The sequence below is a fragment of the Blastococcus litoris genome, from assembly GCF_003075095.1.
In the GTDB taxonomy this organism is placed as follows: domain Bacteria; phylum Actinomycetota; class Actinomycetes; order Mycobacteriales; family Geodermatophilaceae; genus Blastococcus_B; species Blastococcus_B litoris.
On the sequence record NZ_QCZF01000001.1, the window covers coordinates 254,983 to 273,755 of the forward strand.

Annotated in this window: 19 protein-coding genes, 2 tRNA genes, 1 other RNA gene and 1 pseudogene; 14 read left to right on the forward strand and 9 right to left on the reverse strand. The window is 74.0% G+C overall.

Annotated elements, in window-relative coordinates; all coding sequences use genetic code 11:
- Window positions 1-13 precede the first annotated feature (13 nt).
- Together DCS98_RS01230 and DCS98_RS01235 are read right to left on the reverse strand one after the other, a co-directional pair.
- Window positions 14-784, reverse strand: coding sequence for an ABC transporter ATP-binding protein (locus DCS98_RS01230; protein WP_116449533.1), 771 nt, complete (start codon window positions 782-784; stop codon window positions 14-16).
- Complete coding sequence (locus DCS98_RS01235; RefSeq protein ID WP_241037001.1) at window positions 777-1,574, reverse strand: ABC transporter ATP-binding protein; 798 nt, start codon at window positions 1,572-1,574, stop codon at window positions 777-779. The genes DCS98_RS01230 and DCS98_RS01235 overlap by 8 nt, the downstream gene beginning before the upstream one ends.
- 256 nt (window positions 1,575-1,830) lie before the next feature.
- Between DCS98_RS01235 and DCS98_RS01240 the strand changes: the two genes are divergently transcribed.
- Window positions 1,831-3,048, forward strand: coding sequence for a PucR family transcriptional regulator (locus DCS98_RS01240; RefSeq protein ID WP_116449535.1), 1,218 nt, complete (start codon window positions 1,831-1,833; stop codon window positions 3,046-3,048).
- Between the two features lie 7 nt (window positions 3,049-3,055).
- Here DCS98_RS01240 and DCS98_RS01245 read toward each other — a convergent pair whose 3' ends face one another.
- Window positions 3,056-3,289, reverse strand: coding sequence for a DUF2630 family protein (locus DCS98_RS01245; protein WP_116450096.1), 234 nt, complete (start codon window positions 3,287-3,289; stop codon window positions 3,056-3,058).
- Between the two features lie 44 nt (window positions 3,290-3,333).
- Entirely contained in the window at window positions 3,334-4,254 is a 921-nt protein-coding gene (locus tag DCS98_RS01250; RefSeq protein ID WP_116449536.1) for a prephenate dehydrogenase/arogenate dehydrogenase family protein, read from the reverse strand.
- A gap of 11 nt (window positions 4,255-4,265) precedes the next feature.
- Between DCS98_RS01250 and DCS98_RS01255 the strand changes: the two genes are divergently transcribed.
- The 5 genes from DCS98_RS01255 to DCS98_RS01275 all read left to right on the forward strand — a co-directional run bounded on the left by DCS98_RS01255 (window position 4,266) and on the right by DCS98_RS01275 (window position 6,694).
- Window positions 4,266-4,928 (forward strand): O-methyltransferase, encoded by a 663-nt coding sequence (locus DCS98_RS01255; protein ID WP_116449537.1) that lies wholly within the window; start codon window positions 4,266-4,268, stop codon window positions 4,926-4,928.
- Complete coding sequence (locus DCS98_RS01260; protein ID WP_116449538.1) at window positions 4,925-5,416, forward strand: tRNA adenosine deaminase-associated protein; 492 nt, start codon at window positions 4,925-4,927, stop codon at window positions 5,414-5,416. Before DCS98_RS01255 ends, DCS98_RS01260 begins: the two co-directional genes overlap by 4 nt.
- On the forward strand, window positions 5,413-6,060 hold the full coding sequence (locus tag DCS98_RS01265; RefSeq protein WP_116449539.1) for an HAD-IA family hydrolase: 648 nt from the start codon (window positions 5,413-5,415) through the stop codon (window positions 6,058-6,060). Before DCS98_RS01260 ends, DCS98_RS01265 begins: the two co-directional genes overlap by 4 nt.
- 70 nt (window positions 6,061-6,130) lie before the next feature.
- Window positions 6,131-6,595 carry a nucleoside deaminase gene (locus DCS98_RS01270; protein ID WP_241037003.1) on the forward strand — a complete coding sequence of 155 codons (465 nt, stop codon included), beginning with the start codon at window positions 6,131-6,133 and terminating at the stop codon, window positions 6,593-6,595.
- Between the two features lie 10 nt (window positions 6,596-6,605).
- Window positions 6,606-6,694, forward strand: a tRNA-Ser gene (locus tag DCS98_RS01275).
- 49 nt (window positions 6,695-6,743) lie between these two features.
- Here DCS98_RS01275 and DCS98_RS01280 read toward each other — a convergent pair.
- A complete protein-coding gene (locus DCS98_RS01280; protein WP_116449540.1) occupies window positions 6,744-8,366 on the reverse strand; it encodes a serine/threonine-protein kinase in 1,623 nt (540 codons plus the stop codon).
- A 22-nt stretch (window positions 8,367-8,388) separates the two neighbouring features.
- On the reverse strand, window positions 8,389-8,736 hold the full coding sequence (locus DCS98_RS01285) for a hypothetical protein (RefSeq protein WP_116449541.1): 348 nt from the start codon (window positions 8,734-8,736) through the stop codon (window positions 8,389-8,391).
- A 160-nt stretch (window positions 8,737-8,896) separates the two neighbouring features.
- Here DCS98_RS01285 and DCS98_RS01290 point away from each other — a divergent pair.
- A tRNA-Ser gene (locus tag DCS98_RS01290) sits at window positions 8,897-8,981 on the forward strand.
- A gap of 63 nt (window positions 8,982-9,044) precedes the next feature.
- Here DCS98_RS01290 and DCS98_RS01295 read toward each other — a convergent pair.
- A pseudogene (locus tag DCS98_RS01295) lies at window positions 9,045-9,872 on the reverse strand (DMT family transporter); the annotation flags it as partial.
- A 210-nt stretch (window positions 9,873-10,082) separates the two neighbouring features.
- Here DCS98_RS01295 and ffs point away from each other — a divergent pair.
- Window positions 10,083-10,178: signal recognition particle sRNA small type (gene ffs / locus DCS98_RS01300), an RNA gene on the forward strand.
- Window positions 10,179-10,251: 73 nt separating this feature from the next.
- A complete protein-coding gene (locus tag DCS98_RS01305) occupies window positions 10,252-10,914 on the forward strand; it encodes a YceI family protein (protein WP_116449542.1) in 663 nt (220 codons plus the stop codon).
- Window positions 10,915-10,921: 7 nt separating this feature from the next.
- Here DCS98_RS01305 and DCS98_RS01310 read toward each other — a convergent pair whose 3' ends face one another.
- Both DCS98_RS01310 and DCS98_RS01315 read right to left on the reverse strand, forming a co-directional pair.
- Window positions 10,922-11,755, reverse strand: a complete 834-nt coding sequence (locus DCS98_RS01310; RefSeq protein WP_116449543.1) for a hypothetical protein — start codon at window positions 11,753-11,755, stop codon at window positions 10,922-10,924.
- Window positions 11,752-12,270: a SigE family RNA polymerase sigma factor gene (locus DCS98_RS01315; RefSeq protein ID WP_164704321.1), complete on the reverse strand. Its 519-nt coding sequence runs from the start codon at window positions 12,268-12,270 to the stop codon at window positions 11,752-11,754. The genes DCS98_RS01310 and DCS98_RS01315 overlap by 4 nt, the downstream gene beginning before the upstream one ends.
- 149 nt (window positions 12,271-12,419) lie before the next feature.
- Between DCS98_RS01315 and DCS98_RS01320 the strand changes: the two genes are divergently transcribed.
- The 5 genes from DCS98_RS01320 to DCS98_RS01340 all read left to right on the forward strand — a co-directional run bounded on the left by DCS98_RS01320 (window position 12,420) and on the right by DCS98_RS01340 (window position 18,686).
- Complete coding sequence (locus DCS98_RS01320) at window positions 12,420-14,600, forward strand: DNA polymerase III subunit gamma and tau (protein WP_116449545.1); 2,181 nt, start codon at window positions 12,420-12,422, stop codon at window positions 14,598-14,600.
- A gap of 4 nt (window positions 14,601-14,604) precedes the next feature.
- Window positions 14,605-15,762 carry an acyl-CoA dehydrogenase family protein gene (locus DCS98_RS01325; protein WP_116449546.1) on the forward strand — a complete coding sequence of 386 codons (1,158 nt, stop codon included), beginning with the start codon at window positions 14,605-14,607 and terminating at the stop codon, window positions 15,760-15,762.
- Window positions 15,763-15,840: 78 nt separating this feature from the next.
- Entirely contained in the window at window positions 15,841-16,179 is a 339-nt protein-coding gene (locus DCS98_RS01330) for a YbaB/EbfC family nucleoid-associated protein (RefSeq protein WP_116449547.1), read from the forward strand.
- A gap of 28 nt (window positions 16,180-16,207) precedes the next feature.
- Window positions 16,208-16,807 (forward strand): recombination mediator RecR, encoded by a 600-nt coding sequence (recR, locus tag DCS98_RS01335; RefSeq protein ID WP_116449548.1) that lies wholly within the window; start codon window positions 16,208-16,210, stop codon window positions 16,805-16,807.
- Window positions 16,808-17,042: 235 nt separating this feature from the next.
- Window positions 17,043-18,686 (forward strand): ABC transporter substrate-binding protein, encoded by a 1,644-nt coding sequence (locus tag DCS98_RS01340; protein WP_116449549.1) that lies wholly within the window; start codon window positions 17,043-17,045, stop codon window positions 18,684-18,686.
- Window positions 18,687-18,773: the final 87 nt, after the last annotated feature.

Sequence of the window (18,773 nt, forward strand, 5' to 3'; positions counted from 1 at the left end):
GGGGGCGGGCGGGTCAGAAGCCGAGGTAGGCGTGCCGGAGGCCTTCGTCGGCCATCAACGTGCGGGCCTGGTCGGTGACGACCACCTTCCCGAGGTTGAGGACGACGCCGACGTCGGCGACCGACAGGGCGCTGCGGGCGTTCTGCTCGACGAGCAGCACCGACAGGCCCTCGCGGTCGACCAGCTGCCGCAGCAGCCCGAAGATCTGCGCGACGATCCGCGGGGCGAGCCCCAGCGACGGCTCGTCGAGCAGCAGGATCCGCGGCTGCGCCAGCAGCGCCCGGCCGATGACCAGCATCTGGCGCTCGCCGCCGGACAGCGTGTGCGCGGCGTTGTTCTTGCGCTCGGCGATGCGCGGGAAGATGTCGTAGACCCGGTCGTACTCGCTCCGGGCGACCTTGCCGCGGAACAGCGAGCCGACCCGCAGGTTCTCGTCGACGGTCAGCTCGGCGATGACGCCCCGGCCCTCCGGCACGTGCGCCATGCCCTTGCTGACCATGGCCTCGACCGGCATCTTGGTGATGTCGTCGCCGTCGAGGAGCACCTTCCCTGCCTGCGGGCGGACCAGGCCGCTGATCGTGCGCAGCAGCGTCGTCTTGCCCGCGCCGTTGGCCCCGAGGACGGCGGTGATCCGCCCGGCCTCGGCGCTCAGCGTGACGCCGTCCAGGGCGCGGACGGGGCCGTAGGCGGAGGTGAGGCCCTCGACCTGGAGGAGCGCCGTCCCGGGCGTGGTGGTCCTGCCGCCGGCGGCGGAGACGGCGGTGCTGCCGTGCGGCTCAGGCATGCGACTCTCCGTTGGTCCGGGCCAGCTCGGCCGCGTCGGCCTCGACGTCGACGTCGTCACCCAGGTAGGCCTCGGTGACGGCGGGGTTGGCCTGCACCTCGGCCGGTGTGCCGGCGGCGATCTGCTGCCCGGAGTCCAGGACGGTGATCCGGTCGCAGACCCGCATGACCAGGTCCATGTGGTGCTCGACCAGCAGCACGCTCATCCGCGACGTGACGCCGCGGATGATCTCGCCGAGCTCGTGCATCTCGTCCTCGGAGAGACCGGAGGCCGGCTCGTCGAGGAGGAGCAGCTCGGGGTCGGCGACCAGTGCGCGGGCGAGGGCGACCCGCTTCTGCACCGGGTAGGGGAGGCTGCCCGGGTAGCGGCCGGCGTAGCTCTCGGCGCCGAGTTCGACGAGGGCCGCCTGGGCGCGCTCGCGCAGCAGCTTGTCGTCCTTGTCGGCGGTGGGCAGCGCGAACAGGGCGGAGAAGAAGCCCGACCTCGCGTGCCGGTGCGCACCGATCATCACGTTCTCGAGCACGGTCAGGCCGGCGAACAGGCCGACGCCCTGCAGCGTGCGGGAGATGCCCAGGTTGCTCAGCTGGCTCGGGCGGAGCCGGCGCAGCTCCTGGTCGCGCCAGGTGATGCGGCCGGCCGAGGGGCGCACGAGGCCGCAGGCGACGTTGAACAGCGTCGTCTTCCCTGCGCCGTTCGGGCCGATGAGCCCGTGCACCTGACCGGGCTCGACCGTCAGCGAGACGTCGCTGAGGGCGGCCACGCCGCCGAAGGCGACGCTGATCCCGCTCATCTCGAGCCGTGCGGTGGGCGATCTGTCCTGGGGAGGCTGGCTGCCGGAGTGCGGAGGCGGCTGCGCCAAGGGGCCCACTGCTCCTCTTCGTCGGGGAGGGGTCGTCGACCGGCCGGCGGAGCGGTCGGCGACGATTGGGTCACGAGTACGTCCGTATGAGCTTGCCGGGCCGTGTCCGTCGTCACAATGGGCTGACCGCACAGTCATCCAGCAGGCGTGTTGTGCTGAGTGCGGCACGTCACGAGGAGGTGATCGAGTGCAACCGTTCCGGCCCGAGGTGTCGGCCCGGCTGGCGGAGCTGGCTCCGCTCCTGCTCGATCAGCTCGACGACATGACCGACCGGATGATCGACGTCCTGGTGCGCACCGAGCCGTCCTACCGCGACGCGCTGGCGCACGGCGAGGAGGAGATGCGGGCGACGACCCGCGCCAACCTCGCGCGCGGGCTGCACACCCTCATCGGCGCCGCGTCGGGCAGTGCCCGCACCTCGCTGCGCGACGCCCGCGACGTGGGCCGGCGGCGGGCGTCGCAGGGCATCCCGCTCGAGGCGGTGCTGCGCGCCTACCGGCTCGGCGGGCAGGTCACCTGGGAGGCGCTGCTCGAGGTGTCGAGGGGCACCAACCGGCACGACACGCTCTTGCTGGAGGTCGCCGGGTCGGTCTGGCGCACCAACGACGCCGAGTGCGCGGCGGTGGCCGAGGGCTACCGGGAGGAGCAGCGCCGGCTGGCCGGGGTCGACGACGGCGCCCGCCAGCAGCTGCTCGACGCGCTGCTGGACGGCCGCGGCGGTGACCCCGCGTTCGTGCGGACGGCCGCCGACCTGCTCGCCGTCCCGCTGGACGGCCGCCTGGTGGCCGTGGTCGCGCTGCCCTGCCCGGACGGCTTCCCGTCGCTGGAGTCACCCACGGCCGCGCTGCTCAAGCGCGGCGTCCGCTCCGTCTGGGGCACCCGGAACGGGACGCAGGTGGGCATCGTCGCGCTGGGCAGCCTGAGCGGCTGCGAGGTGATGCCCTGGCTGCGCGCGATGACCGCCGGTCCGGTGGGCGTCTCCGCCGTCGTCGAGGGCGCCGCCGCTGCCGGAGCGGCCTACCGGCTGGCCGACACGGCGGCGCGCACCCTGCCCGAGGGCAGCACCAGCGTCGTCACCATCGACGAGCGGCTCCCGGAGGCGCTGCTGCGCAACTCCCCGGAGATCAGCTCGCGCCTGGTGGGGCAGTCGCTGGGCGGGCTGCTGGAGCTGCCCGACGACGAGCGCGCGGTGCTGCTCGACACGCTGGCCGCATTCCTGGCCTCCGACGGCTCGCCCACCCATGCGGCCGACGCGCTCTACTGCCACCGCAACACGGTCATGCACCGGCTGCGCCGGATCGAGTCGGTGACCGGGCGGAAGGTCACCGACCCCCGGTCCCGGCTGCTGTGGCAGCTCGCGCTGCTGGGCACCGAGCACCGGAGGCCGGCGAAGCGTTCCGCGTAGCGGTCGGCTACTGGAGGTAGCTCTCCACGGTCGACTCGGGGCGGACGGCCGCCTCGTCCGGGTTCTCGTCGTACTGCCGCTTCGCCCGGCGCTGGCGCAGCAGGTCCCAGCACTGGTCCAGGTCGGCCTCGAGCTTGCTCATCCGGGCACGCGTCTCGTCGGTGTGCTCGGCGTTCTCGCGGAGCTTGTGCTCCTCGTCCACCAGCGAGTGGATCCGGCTCAGGATGTCGGTCTCGTCCATGCCGACACCCTGCCCGCCGTCGCCCGCGCGAAACAGGGGGCCGGTCACGCCGGGTCGGGCACGTACCCCTCGACGAAGGCGGCCAGCCGCCTGGTGACCGCGCCGCCGGACCGGCCCAGCGACAGCAGCGCCGCCCGCTCCAGCGGTACCCGCACGCTGCGCCGTCCCTGCTCCCGGGTGACGACGGCGTGGCCGTCGCCGACCAGCTCCGCCCACGGGCGCGCGAGCTGCTCCTGGACGCGGGCCAGCGCCGCGGAGGTGGGCGCCGCGTTGCCCTCGACCATCGCCCGCACGAACGCAGGGTCGCTGCCGATGACGCGCGTGCCGTCGCGGAAGCTGCCGGCCGCGAGGGAGAGGGCCAGCGGTCCGGCCTGACCGGCGGCCGCGGCGAGGGCGGCGGCCAGCAGGTGCGGGACGTGGCTGATCGCCGCGACGGCGTCGTCGTGCTCGGCCGCCGTGACCGGGACGACCTCGGCGCCCACCGCGAGCGCGATCTCGGCGACCCGCAGCCAGCGGGACAGGTCGGTGCCGGGTTCCAGGCAGAGCGCCCAGCGCGCGCCGGCGAACAGGCCCGGGTCGGCTGCCGTGTGGCCGGAGCGCTCGGTGCCGCACATCGGGTGCCCGCCGACGAACCGGCCGCCCAGAGCCGTGCCCACCGTGTCGAGGACCGGCCGCTTCACCGAGCCGAGATCGGTGACCGTCGCATCGCCCGCGACCGCGAGGCCGTCGAGCGCGGTGGCCATGACGGGCAGCGGGACGGCGAGGACGACGACGCCCGAGAGCTCCTGGCTGATCTGCACACCGCGGGCCGCGGCGGCGTCCCGGGCGGCCGGGTCGACGTCCCATCCCCGGACGGGCCGACCGGCTGCGACGAGCGCGGCGGCCAGCGATCCGCCGAGCTGCCCGAGACCCACGACCGCCACCGGGGGTGCGGGCATGGTCGGCACCGGGAACCTTTCCGCCATGATCAGAGGCTATGACCCCCCGCTCGTTCCTCCTCACCCCGGAGCTGGGTGACTACGTGCGCGCCTCCTCGGAGGCACCCGACGACGTCGTCGCCGACCTGCTGCGCGAGACCGCCGAGCTGGCCGAGCGGGGCGAGGCCTCGCCCACGTTCCAGATCGCGCCCGAGCAGGGCACGTTCATGCAGCTCCTGACCAGGGCTCTCGGCGTACGCCGGGCCATCGAGATCGGGACGTTCACCGGCTACTCGGCGCTGTGCATCGCCCGCGGCCTGCCCGAGGACGGCTCGCTGCTGTGCCTCGACCGCAGCGCCGCGTGGACGGCGGTCGGGCGCCGCTACTGGGAGCGGGCCGGCGTGGCCGACCGGATCGAGCTGCGCCTGGGCGAGGCGCTGCCGACGCTGCGCGAGCTGCCGGCCGTCGAGACCTTCGACCTCGCCTTCGTGGACGCCGACAAGACCGGCTACGCCGCCTACGTCGAGGAGCTGCACGCACGGATGACCGGCAACGGCGTGGTCCTGCTGGACAACACCCTGCGCGGCGGACGGATCCTCGACCCGCAGGACGAGGACGACGTCGCGCTCGCAGAGCTGAACGCCGGGCTGGCCGCCGACCCGCGCTGGGAGACGGTGCTGCTGCCGCTCTCGGACGGCCTGACCGTGCTGCGCAAGCGATGAGCGACGCGCGCACCAGCTTCGCGATCAGGGTCAGCAGGCCGGGTGACCGTTGGCGGGTCGAGCTGCTGGCCGAGGACGCGGGGGACGAGCTGCCGGTGCTCGAACGCGCCCTCGGCGAGCCGGGCACCGACGGCTGGCCGCCGCCGTTCGTCGTCGTCGTGGACTCGCGGCTCTACTTCGTGGTCCTCCGCCACGGCCCCGGCGGGATGGTCCGGGCGCTGATCTCCGACGCGACGATGCTCGAGTGGGTGCTGGCCGCCGAGGTGGTCGAGCGCTACGGCATCGGCGTCGACACCGACGGTGCGTTCGATGACGACGAGTCCGGCTGGCCCGGCGGCGACCTCGACGTGTTCTCCGACGACGGCCTGCCGCACGACGAGTTGCGCGCGATCGTCACCGCCGACGACCTGTGGGCCGACGAGATGGTGGAGCGGATCGCGACCCGGCTCGGATTCGCGGACCAGCTGGCTGCGGCGGTCGCACCGTGACCGTCTCCGCGGTGGTGTTCGACCTCGGCGGCGTGATCACCGAGAGCCCGATCACCCGGTTCACCGCCTACGAGCGCGAGGCCGGTCTGCCCGAGGGGCTGATCGTGCGGCTGAACTCCACCGATCCCGACTCCAACGCCTGGGCGCGGTTCGAGCGCAACGAGCTCGACGTCGCCGGCTTCTCCGAGGCCTTCGAGGCGGAGGCGGCGGCCGCGGGGCACCGGGTGGAGGCCGCCCGGGTGCTGGCGGCGCTGCGCGGCGAGGTGCGGCCGGCCATGGTCGCGGCGGTGCGCCGGCTGCGCGCGGCCGGGCTGCCGCTGGCGCTGCTGTCGAACAACGTGGCGCCGATGGAGCGCACCGGCCCGATCGGCGAGCTGCTGGAGCTCTTCGACGCCGTCGTCGAGTCGTCGATCGAAGGGGTGCGCAAGCCCGAGCCGGAGATCTACCGCCGGGCGCTCGAGCGGCTGTCGGAGGCGGTCGGCCGGACGATCGAGGCCACCGACTGCGCCTACCTGGACGACCTGGGCATCAACCTCAAGCCGGCCCGGGCGCTGGGCTTCTCGACGATCAAGGTCGTCGACCCGGCCGTCGCGCTCGCCGAGCTGTCGGAGCTGGTCGGCTTCCCGCTGGACGGCGCCGCGTGATCGTCGTCTCTGGGAGCTCGTGCTCTGCCCACCACCGTGGGCAGAGCACGAGCGTGCACAGGTGTCGTCGGTGACATCCGACGTCGACGCGGCGATGCGCCGGGCCCTGGAGCTCGCCGCTGCCGCGCAGGGGTGGGGCGACACGCCGATCGGTGCCGTCGTCCTCGGGCCGGACGGCACGGTGCTCGCCGAGGCGGCCAACGAGCGGGAGAAGCAGGGCGATCCGACCGCGCACGCCGAGGTGCTGGCCCTCCGGGCAGCCGCGCGGGTCCACGGCGACGGCTGGCGGCTGACCGGCTGCACGCTGGTGGTCACCCTCGAGCCCTGCACCATGTGCGCCGGCGCCAGCGTGCTGGCCCGGGTGGACCGCGTCGTCTACGGCGCCGACGACCCGAAGGCGGGCGCGGCGGGGTCGCTGTGGGACGTCGTCCGGGACCGGCGGCTCAACCACCGGCCCGAGGTGACGGCGGGTGTCCGGGCCGAGGAGTCCGCCACGCTGCTACGTGCGTTCTTCCGCGCGCAGAGGGGCCTGTAGTCTCTTCGGCGGTGGCGTGTCCGAGCGGCCGAAGGAGCACGCCTCGAAAGCGTGTGAGGGCAACCCCCTCCGTGGGTTCAAATCCCACCGCCACCGCCAAGCACCGCGACCGGCGGCGTCCACACCAGTGGGCGCCGCCGTCGTCGTCTCAGATGGCGACGTCCCGGTCGACCAGCAGCCGGCCGTCGTCCCCGCGGACGAACGTGACGCGGTGGCGCTCCGTGGTCGTGGAACCGTCCGGCGAGACGTAGGTGATGTCGACGAGCGCAGTGGTCTCGTCCTCCGCCTCGACGTTGCCGATCTGGACGCTCGAGTAGTCGTCCCAGAACCCGGAGAAGCGGGAGAGCGGGAACTCGGCCTGGAAGTCCGGGCTCGTGAGCGCGTGGGCGGCCGGTAGGTCGCCCGGGACGAGGGCGAAGAACGCGGTGACGGCCTGCACCGGGTCCTCGGCCGCCGGCGCGTCCCCGCCGGAGCCGCTCTCCTGGCTGCCGCTGCTCTCGTTCTCACCGTCTGCAGTGGGGGTCGGCTCGGCGCTGGTCGACGGCGCGGCCGAGGTGGTGGGTGACTCCTGTGCCTCGGTGCCTCGGTCCCCGCCGCCGAAGGGATCGAGCAGCAGCACGGCGACGAGACCGGCGACCAGCAGCGCGACCACCGCGGCGGCGATCCAGGCGCCCCGCCCCCGCTTCCGCCGCGGGGCGACCGGCGGACGCGGCGGCGGCTCGACCGGCGGCCGGTCGGCCACGGCCGCGGCGGTGCCGGCCGCCACGACCGCCGGAGCGGCGGCCGGCGCAGGGTCGGGCGTCGGCGTCGTCCGGGTCGGCGGAGGGGTGGCCGGCTCGACGGGGAGGGCAGCGGTGCGGTCGCGGCCCGGCGCGCTCGACCGCAGGTCGGTCCGCGCCAGGAGCACGGTCGTCGTGTCGCCGTCGCGTCCGGCGGCGAGCGTGGCCAGCTCGTCGCGCACGTCGGCCATAGTGGGCCGCTCGCCCGGGTCGGCCGCCAGCATCCGCTGGAGCGGCTCCGTGAGCGAGCCGGCGCGGCGCGGCGGGACGATCGAGCCCCCGGCGACGCGGTGCAGCATCGCGAGGGCGTTGTCCTCCATGCCGAAGGGCGGCGCGCCCTCGATGCTCGTGTAGAGCGTCGCGCCCAGGGAGAAGACGTCGCTGGCCTCGGTCATCGGGTGCCCCTGGGCCACCTCCGGCGCGAGGAACGCGGGCGTGCCGGTGATCTGCCCGGTCTGGGTGAGCGTGACGTCGCCGCTGGCGTGCGAGATGCCGAAGTCGGTGATCTTCACCAGGCCCTCGACCCGGCCGCCCTCGCCGATGAGGATGTTCGCCGGCTTCACGTCGCGGTGCACGATGCCGGCGGCGTGCGTCGCCGCCAGCGCGTCGGCCACCTGGGCGCCGATCTGCGCGACCTGGTCCGACCGCAGCACGCCGTCCTCGGTGAGGACCGCGGCCAGGCTGCGGGAGGGCAGGTACTCCATGACCAGCCACGGCTGCCCGGACTCCAGCGCGACGTCGTAGACCGAGATGGCGTGCGGGTGGCTCAGCCGGGCGGCGATCCGGCCCTCGCGCAGCGCGCGCTGGCGCTGCTGGTCGGCCTCGGCCGCGCTGATGCCCACCGGGGTGAGCACCTGCTTGATCGCGACCTCGCGCCCCAGGAGCTCGTCGCGCGCGAGCCACACCGTGCCCATGCCGCCACCGCCGAGCTGCCGCTGCAGGCGGTACCGCCCTGCGACGAGGCGCCCGGGCGTGGTGACGGGTCGGGTCATGGACGGCTCGCGGCGACCGGGGTCAGACCGCGGACGGGACTCCGAACCGGCGCGCGTACTCCTCCTGGGCGCCGGCCGGCAGGGCGTCGTAGAGGTCGCCGAGCTGCGTGTGCACCTCGGGGGAGAGGTCGTCGAAGATCTGCCGCCAGGTCGGCGGCTCGTCGTAGCTGCGGGTCAGCAGCAGCTCCCAGGCCTGCGACTGGCGGTCGCGCTTGCCCCGCTCGGCGAGGAACTCCGAGAGGTAGCGGTCCTTCGCCGCCGCCTTCTCCGCCGCCGTGGCACCCGAGGGCAGTTCGGCGGGATCTCCTCCCTTGAGGACGCCGACGATCGCCTCGACCACTTCCGGCCGCACCTCGTTCGACTCGCTCATGCCCCTGCCTCCTCTCCCTCGTCCGCACCCGGGCGCCGCTCACCCCTGGTCTCGGGGCCTTCCCCGGTGGTCGGACGATCAACCACTGCGGTGCAGGATGCCGCACGACGGGCCGGTCCGTCGCGCCGGACCGCCCGCCCGGTAGCATCGGCGGCGCACTGGAGGATTCGCCTAGTGGCCTATGGCGCTCGCTTGGAAAGCGGGTTGGGGGCAACCCCTCGGGAGTTCGAATCTCCCATCCTCCGCAGGTAGAGCCCCGCGACGGCGGCGAGCACGAGCACTCCACCGGCCAGCGCGCCGGGGGAGAGCCGCTCGCCCAGGAACGCCGTCGCCAGCGCGGTCGCGGTCAGCGGCTCGAGCAGGGTGACGATCGAGGCCACCGCCCCCGGCACGGTCCGGATCCCCGTGAAGAACAGCACGTACGCCAGCGCGCTCGGGACCGCGCCCAGGTAGAGCAGCACCCCGAGGGCGACCGGGTCGGTCGTGAAGCGCAGGCCGGCCACCAGCGCGACCGGCGTCAGCAGCAGCGCCCCGCCGGCGAACCCGACCAGCGTCACCGGTATGCCTCCGGGGACGCCGGCGCCGGCCAGCGTGACGACGGCGTACCCGAGCGCCGAGCCGACGGCGAGCAGCGCGCCCAGGACGACGGTCGTCCCGGTGTCGGCGCCGGCCGAGACGCCGACCAGCAGGACGAGGCCGACGAGGGCGACGACCAGCGCGACGACGGTGGCGCCGTCGGGCCGGCCGTGGCCGAGCACCGTCGCGCCGACGGCGATGAGCAGCGGGGCCAGGCCCAGGGCGACGAGGGTGGCGATGCTGACGCCCGCCTCGGCGACCGCGGCGAAGTAGGCGAGCTGGTAGGCGCCCAGCCCGGCCGCCACGAGACCCAGGCGGACGGCGGTGCCACGGGTGACCGGTCCGCCGGGGACGGTCCGCCGCCCCCGGGTGGCGGTGAACCCGGCGAGCAGGACGACGGCGCCGATCGCCATGCGGTGCCAGGCGATGTCGAGCGGTCCGAGGTCGGTGCGGTCGGCGACCACCGCACCGCTGATGCCCGAGGTGCCCCAGCACAGGGCGGCGAGGACGACGAGGAGGAACCCGCGGCGGGAGGCGGCGGGGAGGACGGGGGAGGACATGACGCTCCTGGATCGGTTCCGGGTGGGAGTCGGATCCGGAGCACGGCGTGACGGCCGGCGGCCACATGGCCTGCCGGCAGGGCGTTCAGCCCGCGGTGCTCCGGGTCAGGAGCGCGGCGGGGGCAGGACGAGCGCGTGCCGGGGCGTCATGGCGCCGGAGAGTAGCGGGAGGCGTCGTCGGCTGTCTGCCGCGTTCCTCTACAGTGGGCTCCAGACCCCTCGTGTGGCGTCATCCTGTGAACCTCCCCAGGGCCGGAAGGCAGCAAGGATAAGCGGGCTCTGGCGGGTGCGCGGGGGGTCCCTCGCTGTCCCGGGCCGTTCCCAGCTCCCTCCCAGGTTCGTGCGCTTCGATGCATGAACCTTCAAGCAGAGGAGCCCCGTGAGCCGACGTGCCTGGATCCTGGTCGCCGTCCCCGTCGCCCTGCTGCTCGGGCTCGTGCTCGGGCCGTTGGCCTACGCCGCGCTGCAGGACGACGCCCCGGCGGCGCAGACAGCGCAGGTCCAGCCCGAGGACGCCGAGCTCGCCGCCGGCACCGACGGCACGTGGTCGGTGGCCGAGGGATCGACCGCCGGCTACCGGGTCGACGAGGTGCTCAACGGCGCCGACGTCACCGTGGCCGGGACGACCGACCAGGTCAGCGGCTCCGTCGTGGTCGAGGGCGACGAGCTGACGTCCGCGGAGATCACCGTCGACGTCGCGAGCATCGCGACCGACAGCGGCCGCCGGGACTCCTACTTCCGCGACAGCGTCATGGACGTCGGCACCCATCCGACGGCCACCTTCGCCATCACGGAACCGGTGGAGCTGCCCGAGCTCACCGGGACGCCGGTGAGCGTGCCGGTGAGCGGCGAGCTCACGCTGACCGGCGAGACCCGGCCGGTCCAGGTCGAGCTCTCCGTCGTGCGCACCCCGGACGGTGTCGACGTCTCCGGCTCGATCCCGGTCACCTTCGCCGACTTCGGCATCGAGGCGCCGGACCTGGGCTTCGTCCGCGTCGAGGACTCCGGCGCCGTCGAGTTCCTGCTCCACCTGGCGCAGTGACACCGGCTCACCAGGTCTCGGCGGCCACGTCGACGAGGGCGAGGAGGCCGCGCGCCCCGGCGTCCGGGTCGGAGGCGGTGCCGCCGGCCGCGGACAGCGACCAGTACCCGGCGCCGGTGCTGTCCGGCACGCGCAGGGTCCACGTCGTCCCAGGCCCCGCGGGGCAGAGCGTGAGCGGCGTGACCTCGACGGTGCTGGGCATGGCCCGCGGATAGCAGCCCTCTTCTGCCTGCGAGCGGTTGACCTCGTCCACCATCGCCTCCTTCGTCAGCCCGGGGACGAGCGAGATCCGCAGGCTGAGCGCGCCGGCCGACCACGCGCAGCCGCTGACGAGGTCGACGGCATTCCCGGTGGTCACCGGGGACGCGAGCAGCTCGGCCAGCCGGGCCGATGCGTCCGGGCAGTCGCGCAGCGCGGGAGCGCGCAGCTCCAGCGGGGGCGTCCGGCCGGCGAGGGCGTCCGCGACGGGCTGGCTGCGGGACAGATCGCGCTCCGCGTCGGCCTCGGCGAGCGCCTGGTCGGCCCGGGCGTCGTCGATGACCGCCTCGTCCCGGTCCCGGGTGGTCGAGGCCGCGGGGACCGACGAGCTCGCGGTGGACGACGACGTCCCTGCCACCTCGCCCGACGACGGGCCGGCCAGCGAGCCGACCGCGGCGGGCACGCCGACGGCCGCCACGGCCACCGCGACCGCCGCCGACGTGAGCGCGATGCGCGTCCGCCGGATGCGGCGGTAGCGGCCGCGGGCGCCGTCGACCTGGCTCACGACGTCGACGGAGGGGGCGAGCTGGTCGGCCAGCTCCGTCAGGCGCGCACCGAGGAGGGACGTCTCGGAGTCGCTCACGGGGTCCTCCTCGAGACGGACGGGTGGTCGTCGGTGCGCAGCAGCGCGCGCAGCGCGGCGAGGCCCTTGGTGACGTGGTTGTTGACGGTGCTGCGCGAGCAGCCCATGACCTCGGCGGTCTCCGCCTCGCTGAGGTCGTCGAAGAACCGGAGGACGACGGCGGCGCGGACGCGCGGGGACAGCGTGAGGAGCGCCGCCCGCATCTCGTCGGTCTCGGCGTGGGCGGCCTGCAGGTCGCCGTCGGCCCTGTCGGGGATCGACTCGATGACCCGCTCGGTGTTCATCAGCCGTCGGGCCCAGCTCAGGTGCGCGTTGACGAGCAGCCGCCGCACGTAGGCGTGCGGGTGGTCGGCCTGACGCACCTTCGACCAGGAGCCGTACGCCTTCGCGAGCGCGGTCTGCAGCAGGTCCTCGCCCAGGTGCCGGTCGCCGGTGACCAGGCACGCGGTGCGCAGCAGCTGCGCCCCGTGGTCGACGACGAAGTCGGTGAACTCGTCGTCACGTGGATCGCGCACTGGCACCTCCGCTGGTCGCCGTCACCAGGTGGACGCCGTGGACCGGGCCGGTGGCCCCATACCGGGAGGTATCGGTCTCATAACGGCCGATCGGCACCGTGTCCGGGGAACTGCGCCGTCGCGTCGGTGGGGGCACGTAACCTCGCGGCGTGGCTCTGGCGCTCTACCGCAAGTACCGCCCGGCGACCTTCGCCGAGGTGGTCGGGCAGGAGCACGTCACCGCCCCGCTGATGAACGCGGTCGACGGCGGCCGGATCAACCACGCCTACCTCTTCAGCGGTCCGCGCGGCTGCGGCAAGACGTCGTCGGCGCGCATCCTCGCCCGCTCGCTGAACTGCGAGCAGGGGCCCACGTCCACGCCCTGCGGCGTCTGCGAGTCGTGCATCGCCCTGGCGCCCGACGGCCCCGGCTCGCTCGACGTCATGGAGATCGACGCGGCCAGCCACGGTGGTGTCGACGACGCCCGTGACCTGCGCGAACGCGCCTTCTTCGCGCCGGTGAACAGCCGCTACAAGGTCTACATCGTCGACGAGGCGCACATGGTGACCACGCAGGGCTTCAACGCCCTGCTCAAGGTCGTCGAGGAGCCGCCGGACTTCCTCGTGTTCGTGTTCGCGACCACCGAGCCGGAGAAGGTCCTCCCGACCATCCGCTCGCGCACCCACCACTACCCGTTCCGGCTGGTGCCGCCGACCACCCTGCGCGGTCTGCTGGAGAAGACCTGCCAGGCCGAGGGCGTGACGGTCGAGCCGACCGTCTACCCGCTGGTGGTCCGCGCCGGCGGCGGCTCGGTCCGCGACTCGCTGTCGATCCTCGACCAGCTGCTCGCCGGCGCCGGTCCCGAGGGCGTCACCTACAAGAGCGCCGTCGGCCTGCTCGGCGTCACCGACGACGCGCTGCTCGACGAGACGATCGACGCGCTGGCCGCGCACGACGCCCCGGCGGTCTTCCGCGCCGTCGACCGCGTGGTCGAGGCCGGGCACGACCCGCGCCGCTTCGCGACCGACCTGCTCGACCGCCTGCGCGACCTGATCGTCCTCGACGCCGTCCCCGACGCGGGCGGCAACGGGCTGCTCGACTGCCCGCCCGACCGGCTCGACCTGATGAACCAGCAGGCCTCCGCCCTGGGCTCGGCCACGTTGTCGCGGATGGCCGACACCGTCCACGAGGGCCTGACCGAGATGCGCGGGACGACGGCGCCGCGGCTCCTGCTCGAGCTGGTCTGCGCCCGGATGCTGCTGCCCGTCACCGACGACGGCGCCGCCGCGACCCTGCAGCGCCTGGAGCGCCTGGAGCGGCGCATGTCGATCGCCGGCGAGCACGCCGGTCGCCCGGAGGCGGCGGTCCGCCAGGAGCCGGTGCGCGAGGCGCCCCGGGAGGCATCCGTCCGGGAGACCGCGCCCCGTCCGGCACCCGAGCCCGCGGCTCCCGCGGCCGCCGCCGCGCGCCCGGCGAAGGAGTACGTGCGGCCCTCGCAGCGCTCGGAGGCGCCCGCACCCGCCGCCGCGCCGGCCGCCCCCGCGCAGGCGCCCGCCGCCGACGACTGGCCGGAGACCGTGCGCCCAGGCAGCGGTCGGGCCAAGCCGGCCGCACCGCCGGCAGCCTCCCCGCCGCCGGCCGAGCGCGCGCCGGCCCGCGCCGCCTCGGGAGAGCCCGACATCCCGCTGCCGCCCGAGCCCACCGACGACGAGGACTGGCCGCACCCGGCCAGCCCCGCCGCCACGCGCGCCGCCGCGGCCCGCACCGACGCCGCCGGGACCAGGCCGCCCGCCGGTCCGCCCCGGGCGGCCGCGGAATCCGCGCCCGCCCCCCGCGGCGGCGAGCCCACGCCGGTGGTCTCGGCCAACCCCGAGCCCACGGCGGAGGACGGCGAGCTGACGACCACCGACGTCCGCCGGATGTGGCCGGAGCTGCTCGGCGTCGTCAAGAAGCACAAGCGCACGACCGAGGCGCTGCTGAAGAACGCGCAGGTCCACCAGCTCGCGAACGGGGTCCTGACGCTGGCGACGTCCTCGCCCGCGCTGGCCCGCCGCCTCGGTGACGACCTGAACAAGGACGTGATCCGGGAGGCGCTCAACGAGCTGCTCGGCGTCCGCTGGCGGGTCGAGGCGGTCGTCGAGGGCGCCGCTGCCGCTTCCGGTCAGGCAGTTCCGCCCGCCCAGGCGCAGGAGGCGGCCCGCGCCGCCGAGGCGGCCGAGGCCCAGGAGCTCATGGCCGAGCGGGCTGCCGACGCCTCAGGTGACCGGGAGCCGCAGCCGGTCGTCGACCCGGAGCAGGCGGCGCTCTCGCTGCTCAAGGCCCAGCTCGGCGCGCACCCCGTCGACGGCTGAGCCGGTGGGCGCGCGCGATCTCCCGGACGACGAGCAGGCGATCGTCGAGGCCGTCGCGCGCTGGGTCGACCGGGAGGTGCGCCCGCAGGCGAGCCGCCTCGAGCGGGCGGGGGAGTACCCCGCGGCGCTGATCGACCAGATGAAGGAGATGGGGGTCTTCGGGCTCGCCGTCCCCGCGCGCTGGAGCGAGTCCGCCGTCTCCACCCGCTGCTTCGCGCTGGTCACCGAGGAGCTGGCCCGCGGCTGGATGAGCCTGGCCGGGGCGGTCGGCGGGCACAGCGTCGTCGCCCGGTTGCTGGCGCGGCACGGCACCCCGGAGCAGCTGGAGCGGTGGCTGCCCCGGATGGCGACCGGGGAGGTGCGGGCCGCCATGGCGCTCACCGAACCGAGCGGTGGCTCCGACCTGCAGGACATCCGCACCAGGGCCGTGCGCGACGGGGACCGGTACGTCGTCGACGGCAGCAAGACGTGGATCACCAACGCCCGGCACGCGGGGCTGATCGCCACGCTGGTCAAGACCGATCCGCAGGCGCGGCCGCGGCACCGCGGCATCAGCATCCTGCTCGTCGAGCCCGGACAGGTCGGCGTCTCCCGAGACCTGCCCAAGCTCGGCTACCGCGGCGTGGAGTCCTGCGAGCTGTCCTTCGCCGGCTCGCGGGTCCCGGCGGACGCGCTGCTCGGCGGCGAGGAAGGGCAGGGGTTCGCCCAGTTCATGGCGGGCCTGGAACTCGGCCGGGTGCAGGTCGCCGCCCGCGCCGTCGGGGTGGGGCAGGCGGCCCTCGACGACGCGCTCGCCTACGCCCAGCAGCGGGAGACGTTCGGCGCGACGATCTGGGAGCACCAGTCGGTGGGCAACCTGCTCGCCGACATGGCCACGAAGGTGCACGCCTCCCGCCTGCTGGTGCTCGACGCCGCCGCGCGCATCGACGAGGGCCTGCGCAGCGACCTCGAGGCCGGGATGGCCAAGCTCTACGCGTCGGAGGCGTGCATGCAGGTCGCCCTGGACGCGATGCGGATCCACGGCGCCGCCGGCTACTCGGCCGAGCTGGACGTCGAGCGCTACTTCCGCGACGCCCCGCTGATGATCGTCGGCGAGGGCACCAACGAGATCCAGCGGAACGTCATCGTGCGCCGCCTGGTGGAGCGCTCGCGGGAGAGCTGATCGGGAGAGCTGGGGCCGGAGGGGCGACGGCGGGCCGGCGTGGCGCTGCGCGTCGTATCCGCGGCCTACTCTCGTGGCATGTTCCCCGGCGGTCAGCCCGACATGGCCCAGCTCCTCCAGCAGGCGCAGCAGATGCAGCAGCAGCTGGTCGCCGCCCAGGAGGAGCTGGCCCGCACCGAGGTGACCGGCTCGGCCGGCGGTGGCCTGGTCACCGCGACGATGACCGGCAGCGGCGAGGTCACCGCCGTGACCATCGCGCCGGCCGCCGTCGACCCCGAGGACCTGGAGACCCTGCAGGACCTCGTCGTCGCCGCGCTGCACGACGCCAAGCGGGCCGTCGACGAGCTCGCGCAGAGCACCATGGGCCCCCTCGCGGGCGGCCTGGGTGGCGGCGGCCTGGGCCTGCCCGGCTTCTGACCGCCTCCCCGGATCGCAGAGGAACCCCGTGTACGAAGGCGCCGTCCAGGACCTGATCGACGAGCTGGGCCGGCTGCCCGGCGTCGGCCCCAAGAGCGCGCAGCGCATCGCCTTCCACCTCCTGTCGGCCGAGTCCGCCGACGTCGGCCGCCTGGTGCAGGCGCTGACCCGCGTGCAGGAGAACGTCCGCTTCTGCGTCACCTGCTACAACGTCGCCGAGGCCGAGCAGTGCAGGATCTGCCGCGACCCGCGGCGCACCGACGACGTCCTGTGCGTGGTCGAGGAGCCCAAGGACGTCGTGGCGATCGAGCGCACCCGTGAGTTCCGCGGCCGCTACCACGTGCTCGGCGGGGCGATCAGCCCGATCGACGGCGTCGGCCCCGACGACCTGCGGGTCAAGGAGCTGATGACCCGGCTGATGAGCGGCGTCGTCACCGAGCTGATCATCGCCACCGACCCCAACCTCGAGGGCGAGGCGACGGCCGCCTACCTGGCGCGGCTGGTGTCGCCGATGGGCCTGGCCGTCTCCCGGCTGGCCAGCGGGCTGCCGGTGGGCGGCGACCTGGAGTACGCCGACGAGGTCACCCTGGGCCGCGCGTTCGAGGGCCGCCGCCGCATCGACGCCTGAGACCCGGGGCCCGGCGTCGGGGAGCGGCGCCGGGCAGCGGCGCGGCCCTGCTGTCGCCCGAACGGGTGCGCGCCGTGACCGGCCTCGCACGCCGCAATCACGAGCGGGTAACAGTGCTCGCACGGGACTCCTTACTGCTGAGACACCGTGTTAGACCTAGATCCTCCATTGGCCATGGCGGCCTCGTGGCGCCGCGGGCGCCCGTCGCGCCGCCGTCACGAAGACAGAGGTACGGATGACTCCCCGATCGAGCAGCCGTCGGCGCGTCGTCGCCACGGCGGGCATCGCGGCGACGGCCCTGGTGCTGGCCGCGTGCGGCGGCAGCGACGGTGACAACGGTGGCTCCGAGGGCGGCGGCGGTGGCGGCACGCTCACCATCGGCACGACCGACAAGGTCACGACGCTCGACCCCGCCGGTTCGTACGACAACGGCTCGTTCGCCGTCATGAACCAGGTGTTCCCCTTCCTGATGAACACCCCGCTGGGCAGCCCCGACGTCGAGCCCGACATCGCCGAGTCGGCCGAGTTCACGTCGCCGACCCAGTACACGGTCACCCTCAAGCCCGACCTGAAGTGGGCCAACGGCAACGACCTGACCAGCTCCGACGTCAAGTTCTCCTTCGACCGCCAGCTGGCGATCGCCGACGAGAACGGCCCGTCGTCGCTGCTCTACAACCTCGACAGCGTCGAGACCCCCGACGACACGACCGTCGTGTTCAACCTGAAGTCGGAGAACGACCAGGTCTTCCCGCAGATCCTGTCGAGCCCGGCCGGCCCGATCGTCGACGAGGACGTCTTCTCGGCCGACGAGCTGACCCCCGACGACGAGATCGTCGACGGCAACGCCTTCCACGGCCAGTACGTCATCACCAGCTACGACCTGAACAACCTGGTGTCGTACGAGGCCTACCCGGACTACCAGGGCATCCTCGGCGAGGCCAAGACCGACCAGGTCAACGTCAAGTACTACGCGGACGCCTCGAACCTGAAGCTCGACATCCAGGAAGGCAACATCGACGTCGCCTTCCGCAGCCTGTCGGCCACCGACATCGAGGACCTGCGCGGCAACGACGAGGTCAAGGTCGTCGACGGTCCCGGCGGCGAGATCCGCTACATCGTCTTCAACTTCAACACCCAGCCCTTCGGCGCCACGACGCCCGAGGCCGACCCGGCCAAGGCGCTCGCCGTCCGCCAGGCGGTCGCGAACCTGATCGACCGCGAGGAGCTGGCCGACCAGGTCTACAAGGGCACCTACACCCCGCTGTACTCCTTCGTCCCCGAGGGCCTCACCGGCGCCATCACGCCGCTGCAGGAGAAGTACGGCGACGGCAGCGGTGGCCCGGACGCCGACAAGGCGGCCCAGGTCCTCGAGGCGGCGGGCGTCCAGACCCCCGTCCAGCTGAGCCTGCAGTACTCCAACGACCACTACGGCCCGTCCTCGGGTGACGAGTACGCGCTGATCAAGGACCAGCTGGAGTCCAGCGGGCTGTTCACGGTCGACCTGCAGACCACGGAGTGGGTCCAGTACTCCGAGCAGCGCACCGAGGACGTCTACCCGTCGTACCAGCTGGGCTGGTTCCCGGACTACTCGGACGCCGACAACTACCTCACGCCGTTCTTCCTCACGGAGAACTTCCTGAGCAACCACTACGAGAACCAGCAGGTCAACGACCTGATCCTGCAGCAGGCCGCCACCGCGGACGAGGGCGAGCGCACGGCCCTGATCGAGCAGATCCAGGAGCTCGTCGCCGACGACCTGTCGACGGTGCCGTACCTGCAGGGCGCTCAGGTCGCGGTGACCGGGGCGGACGTGGAAGGCGCCGAGGACACCCTCGACGCGTCCTTCAAGTTCCGCTACGGCGCGCTCAGCAAGGGCTGATCGCACCCGCGCAGGACAGCAGGAGCACACTCCGACCCCGGGTGACCCGCACAGCGGGTCGCCCGGGGTCGGGCACGTACGGGGACG